Source organism: Enterococcus sp. HMSC061C05 (assembly GCF_001814765.1).
In the GTDB taxonomy this organism is placed as follows: Bacteria; Bacillota; Bacilli; order Lactobacillales; family Enterococcaceae; genus Enterococcus_B; species Enterococcus_B lactis.
In genome coordinates, this window is sequence record NZ_KV817723.1 from 8095 (window position 1) to 14543 (window position 6449).

Genomic DNA, 6449 nt, shown 5'->3' on the forward strand with positions numbered 1-6449 from the left:
ACTTCTGGAACACCGTTTATTCGGAAAAAAAGGCTGTGACAAGACTTTTTTCACAGCCTTTATTTAGTATTAGATAACTCGATGACTCAACAATAATCCGTGAGTTTTTTTCGCCCATTCTTTGTCAATTCATAACAGGTTAGTGGTCGACCAATCTCCAAATATCTGATTCTTTCATTCAGTATATCTTGTTCCACCAAAAAATTTAAATATTTCTTGACGGAGATACGTGAAAGTGCACTTTTTTGAGCCAGTTCTTTTGTTGAAAAAATAGTCTCTTCTTTTAGGATAGATGCACTGATTTTTTTTAAAGTCAGTTTTGACAGACCTTTAGGCAAATCAATGAATGAAGGTGTTTCGTGAATGGGAGTGGTATGGTTGAATACTTGATCGATCAATTTCTGATCTGCTTTTTCAGTCGTTTGGATCGTCTGAGAGAAAGCAAGGTATTTTTCAATCGCCAACTGGAAACGTTGCAAAGTGAAGGGTTTGATCAAATAATCTAAGGCACCATATCGGATCACATTTTTTATGGTTTCGATATCATCTGCAGCGGTTATCAAGATCACTGGGATATCGTTTCCTTGCTGTCTCAGCCAAGATAAAAAATGGATACCACTTTCGCCAGGCATATATACATCAAGCAACAGCAGATCTGCGTTTTTTTGTCTGAAATATTTTTTTCCTTCTTCTACATTTCTGAAACTTTCGATTACGTTCATATTAGGTATACTTTCCACAAACGTACGATTCAATTCTGCAACCATTGGATCATCTTCAATTATTAGGACATTTGTCATCATTTTGATCTTCCTTTTTTGGTAATTCTAGATAGACGATTGTACCGCCATTTGCTTGTTTGGAAAATTCTAAGATCCCACCGTGACGTTTGACAATTGAATGGATGATATTCAACCCATATCCACGATTGATTCCTTTCGTCGAAAAACCTAGCGTAAATATTTTTTCTGAGATTTCTTCTGATATTCCGACACCGTCATCGCAGACGGTCACGATGAATACTTCCGCTTCTGTGTCATAGTTTAAATGGAGCCGAACCTGTCCGTTTCTTTCAGGCATTTGAAGTACGGCTTCTTTAGCATTATCAAGTAAGTTCCCTAACACTTGCAAAAGTGAATGGATGGAGTCGTCCATCTCCATTTTAGGGATAAAAGAATCGCTTTCTAACAACATTTCAACAGATTGTTCTTTGGCTTCGTTTATTTTTCCTAATAAAAAACCGGCAATCGCAGGGACTTTGATCAGATTTGAGACTTGACCAATCTCTTTTTTATAATTTTGATTTAGCTGTTGGATAAAATGGGTGACTTCTTCATATTTCTTCAAGTCAATCAAGCCAGAAATGACGTGAAGTTTATTCATAAATTCATGAGTTTGAGCTCTCATAGAGTTTATATATTGTTTCGTCCCCCCGAGCTCCTCCATTAATTTCATTACTTCTGATCGATTTCGTAAAGTTGCGACTGCTCCTAAAAAACGGTCATTGCTAAAAAGAGGTGTAACGCTAGAAATAGTTTCTATCCCATTTAAATACATGGATTGAGTCCGAACAGTCGTTTGGTGCTCGATTGTCTCTTTAAACAATACGTCATATAGATTATCGCTGATTTTTTTTCCTACTTCGAAATCCGACAGCCGTTTTGTTTGATAGAAAATATTTTTTGCAGGTGTATTGATCAAGAGGATAGTTTTATCAGAAGAGATGGCCAATATTCCTTCATCTACTTCATTTTCGATAATCGTTTTTTCACTTAACTGTTCCGCTATTTCTTGTGGTTCAAGTCCAAGCAGTACTTTTTTCATTTTTTGGGCAAGAAAAACGGCGCCTATGATGCCTACGCTAAGTCCGATGATCAATGAAAAAACAATCATTTTTTGTCCATCTTTGACCTGATTGTCGATCGTGTTGTTCGTCAAGCCAACACAAACTGCACCAATAATCTCTTGATCATAATAAATAGGGACGAAATAGCGGAAGCCGAACCCTAACATTCCTTCTTTTTCAGAGAAAAATTCTTGTCCTCCAATCACTTTTTTCACATCTTCATGACTTGAGAAAGGAAGGCCGATGTAACTTGGGTCTGCGTGAGAATATCGAATGCCTTCAGGGTCCATGACAACAATAAAATCTAAATTCGATGCCACCATGATTTCATTCGTGATTCCTTGAATCACATGTGTCGGATCACCAGTCTGAAGCTTTTTTTGGATGAGTTTATCGCTGGCAACGATTTTAGCGATGCTAGAGATTCTATCTGACACACTAGATCGGTTCATCGAAAGAATAAAATTCCTAATCAATATGGCAGAAACAATCAAAGAAACGAATGTGGAGAAATAAACGACAAGAATGATCGTATTTTGGAGCTTTAATGGTTTTTTCTTAAGGAAAGGAAACATAGGCTACCTCGAAAGAATTTATTGTGAAAATTTTAACATGAAAAATGAAAATTAACAAATTGGCATTGATAAATAGAAGCTTTCTATGAATAAATACCTTTGAATCGGTGAAAGAAGCTATACAGAATTTTCAAACATTGGTATGATAGACGTAGAAAGGGAAGGAGGCGTGTATATGATAGGGGGAATCGCACTTGAGACGATTTATTGGTATACATTGCTGATTTGTGCGGGGTTGGCAGTTCTTTTGATTATTTTTGGAGATGTCTTCGACTTTGATGGCCCACTTGATCCAATGCTTATTATCCCTTGGCTAACTTTTACAAGTTTGTTTGGTTTTCTTGGTGAGCGTCTAACGGATCAATCCTCTTTATTTTTATTTATTGCCAGTGGAGCCATATCGACAGTTTTGGTATTTTTGCTTAATTTCTATCTATTGATGCCGATGAAACATGCCGAATCAACGATGTCGTCTTCTGAAAAGACTTTGGAAGGGCAAGTAGCTGTTGTGATCACACCAATCCCTGTACGGGGCATGGGAGAAATCCAATTAAAAAGTGTTACCGGTTCCATTAGTCGTCCTGCTTGTTTCTACAGCCCCCAAGAACAGATAGCGGAGCGGGGAACGAAAGTATTGATCATTGAGATCAAGGAAAGAATCTGTTATGTCATGCCTTATGAAAGCATGATAAAAGCTTAAAGGAGCGTGTGTTAAATGGGAATACCAGTTGTTTTTATCGCGATCGCAATCGCAGCGTTGATTTTGCTGATGCTACTGATCGTCTTTGTAGCGAAGTACCAAACAGCAAAACCAGATGAAGCGTTGATCATCAGTGGAAGTTATTTAGGAAGCAAAAATGTACACAAAGATGAAAGTGACAACAAAATCAAAATCGTGCGAGGAGGCGGAGCGTTCGTCTTACCGGTTTTCCAACGTTCGAATCGAATCAGTCTATTATCTAGCAAATTGGACGTTTCTACTCCAGAAGTGTATACAGAACAAGGCGTACCGGTGATGTGTGACGGTACTTCGATCATTAAAATTGGTTCTTCTGTAGAAGAGATTGCTACAGCAGCAGAACAGTTTTTAGGTAAGACTAGAGAAGAATTGGAGAATGAAGCAAGAGAAGTATTGGAAGGTCACTTACGTTCGATTCTAGGTTCTATGACTGTAGAAGAAATCTACCAAAATCGTGATAAGTTCAGTCAAAGCGTACAAGAAGTCGCTTCTGTAGACCTTGCAAAAATGGGATTGATCATTGTTTCTTTCACTATCAAAGAGGTCAGAGACAAAAATGGTTATCTTGACTCTTTAGGGAAACCAAGAATCGCCCAAGTCAAAAGAGATGCAGATATAGCAGAAGCAGAAGCTTTAAAAGAAACGCGTATCAAAAAAGCTCAAGCAGAAAAAGAATCACAAGCAGCTGAATTACAACGACAAACAGAAATCGCAGAATCATTGAAAGAAAAAGAATTGAAACTAGCAACCTACAAACAAGAACAAGATGTTGCTAAAGCGAAAGCAGACCAAGCCTACAACTTGGAAAGCGCCAGAGCACAACAACAAGTAATCGAGCAAGAAATGCAAATCAAAATCATAGAACGTCAAAAACAAATCGAATTAGAAGAAAAAGAAATTACACGTCGAGAAAAGCAATACGATTCGGAAGTGAAGAAAAAAGCAGATGCCGATCGTTACGCTAAAGAACAAGAAGCACAAGCTCAAAAAGTCAAAGAAGTGACCGAAGCAGAAGCCGAACGTTTCCGTGTGGAAGCACTAGCAGAAGCGGAAGCCAATAAGACAAGGTTAGCTGGACAAGCAGAAGCAGAAGCAGCATTAGCAAAAGGAAAAGCAGAAGCAGAAGCAAAACAAAAAATTGCCAATGCCTTCAAGGAATATGGCGAAGCAGCTGTCTTGAGTATGGTTATCGATATGCTACCGCAATTGATGCGCGAAGCAGCACAGCCGCTAGGAAATATCGAAAAAATCTCTGTTGTCGATACAGGAAGCAGCTCAGGAGAAACCAGTGGAGCGAACCGAGTGACAAATTATGCCACAAACTTGCTTTCTACTACTCAAGAAACATTAAAAGCGACAACAGGACTTGACTTGAAGGAAATCGTAGAGAATTTGTCGACACGTGGGACTACTAGCCAAGTAAATATGTATGAAGCACCAAAAGAGGCAGAACAACACTCGATGAAGGAAGAATAAAGTAGGACACTTCACCGATCAATAAAAAATGGAGGAAGGCTTTTCAAGTCCTTCTCTCCATTTTTTATGTTATTTCAAAAGAAAATCAGTCCTCGCTATTTTTCTTTTGTTTTTGGATCTTAGCTTCTATCTCTTGTAAACTTGTTCGCAGCAATCGTTCTTTCTTTTGGAGTTCGACCAAATCTTCTGATAGTTCTTCCTTCTTTTCTGTTTCAGGCGGACGAAGAAAGAAATTGATACCGATCGCAATGAATGTTCCTATAAAAGTATCTAGTACTCGTTGGATCGCGTACAAAGCAGATTCACCTTGAGGGATACTCAATGCGATCAGCAATAACGTAGCGATTGCGGAAATGATGCCGGAATTATTGTTGATGCCGTCTGACACGACAATCACAATAATTACTAGAATAGGAAGCAGGATCAATTCTACCAAAAAATCATTGTGAAAATAGCTTTTGACAAAAAAATAAATGATAGCTAGTGTACCACCTAATGTGTTGCCAATGATCCTAGATTTTCCAAAAGAAACGGTTGTAGTCAAGTCCTGACGCAAAGAAAAAACAGCAGATAATGCAGCAATCATTGGGATTCCTCGTTGAGTCAAATGAAAAAACAAGATACATAAAAAAACAGCTAAGGCACTTTTGATCGTACGCATACCTAGTCGAAAACGGCCAAATTGCATAGAGATTCTCCTTTTTGTTCTTTTTACCATCATACCTAAACTTTTGTCTGATAGCTAGTTTTTCATTATTCAAGTATAATTAAAACAGAAAAAGGGGGGAGTAAATGCGTATAGGAATGCGAACAATCAAAACGGTGATCAGTGTCTTCTTTTCAATGGTCACAGCGGGTAGCTTATCGCTATTGTATTGGCCAGCTGCAGGAATCATTGCATTATTGAGTGTGGGAAATACAAAACGCTCTACATTGCGTACAGGGATGAATCGAATCGCAGCCTTTATATTAGCTACGGCAACAGCACTGTTCAGTTTTTTTGCTGTTGGGTATACTATTTTTGGCTTCAGTCTTTTTTTATTCCTGTTCATCCCACTTGCCTCTCGCTTCAAATTAACTGAAGGAATCGTCGTAAATTCGGTTTTGGTCACTCATTATTTAGTGGAGGAAAACATGTCTTGGCAGCTGATCGGCAATGAAGCGGGATTAATGGCGATTGGATTAGTATTTGCTTTGCTTGCGAATGTCTATATGCCAGATCGTACGAAGCAGCTGAAGGAAAACCAAATACAGATTGAAAAAGAATTTCGGAATATCTTGAGACAAATGGCAGAATTTCTTTTATCGGAAAATAAAGGAGATGTGCAGATCAAATGCGAACATTTGCTGACATTCATTCGCGAAAGCCAAGAAGATGCCAGAGAACATCAAGAAAACTACTGGCTCAGACAGCCGCTATACTATGAAACTTACTTCTCTATGAGACGAGCACAGGTCAATGTGATTAAAGACATGTTGGAAAATCTAGAGCGGATCCAACAACCAGCTTATTATGGAAAACATATCTACGGTTTATTGATTTATACGGCAGAAACATTTTCAGAGTCAAATGATGGCAGACAAATCTTAGCGCGTATTGAAGAAGTTTATGTATTGTATCGGCAAATGCCTCTGCCGACTAGCCGCCCTGAATTCGAGGACCGAGCAGAATTGTTCCAGTTTTTGCAGTCTTTTAAAAGTTTTATTGAAATCAAGGCAGAATTCTCCCAACAAAAAATCAAAAAATAGAGGTTTTGAATTCAGCTAATACTCAGGTCAAAAAGCTGATTTCACAACCTCTTTCTTAAACGGT

Annotated in this window: 6 protein-coding genes; 3 read left to right on the forward strand and 3 right to left on the reverse strand. The window is 38.3% G+C overall.

Going from position 1 to position 6449, the window contains the following annotated elements:
- Positions 1-86 precede the first annotated feature (86 nt).
- Positions 87-803, reverse strand: coding sequence for a response regulator (locus HMPREF2988_RS01150; RefSeq protein WP_002315175.1), 717 nt, complete (start codon positions 801-803; stop codon positions 87-89).
- Positions 778-2421, reverse strand: coding sequence for an ATP-binding protein (locus HMPREF2988_RS01155; RefSeq protein WP_070769838.1), 1644 nt, complete (start codon positions 2419-2421; stop codon positions 778-780). Before HMPREF2988_RS01155 ends, HMPREF2988_RS01150 begins: the two co-directional genes overlap by 26 nt.
- Before the next feature lie 175 nt (positions 2422-2596).
- Between HMPREF2988_RS01155 and HMPREF2988_RS01160 the strand changes: the two genes are divergently transcribed.
- Both HMPREF2988_RS01160 and HMPREF2988_RS01165 read left to right on the forward strand, forming a co-directional pair.
- Positions 2597-3121, forward strand: coding sequence for an NfeD family protein (locus tag HMPREF2988_RS01160; protein ID WP_002292922.1), 525 nt, complete (start codon positions 2597-2599; stop codon positions 3119-3121).
- 15 nt (positions 3122-3136) lie between these two features.
- Positions 3137-4636 carry a flotillin family protein gene (locus HMPREF2988_RS01165; protein WP_002292923.1) on the forward strand — a complete coding sequence of 500 codons (1500 nt, stop codon included), beginning with the start codon at positions 3137-3139 and terminating at the stop codon, positions 4634-4636.
- A gap of 85 nt (positions 4637-4721) precedes the next feature.
- Here the strand turns inward: HMPREF2988_RS01165 and HMPREF2988_RS01170 are convergent, their stop codons facing one another.
- Complete coding sequence (locus tag HMPREF2988_RS01170) at positions 4722-5324, reverse strand: FUSC family protein (RefSeq protein WP_002292924.1); 603 nt, start codon at positions 5322-5324, stop codon at positions 4722-4724.
- 104 nt (positions 5325-5428) lie between these two features.
- On the opposite strand from HMPREF2988_RS01170, the gene HMPREF2988_RS01175 reads away from it, so the two are divergent.
- Complete coding sequence (locus tag HMPREF2988_RS01175; RefSeq protein WP_002315171.1) at positions 5429-6385, forward strand: aromatic acid exporter family protein; 957 nt, start codon at positions 5429-5431, stop codon at positions 6383-6385.
- Positions 6386-6449: the final 64 nt, after the last annotated feature.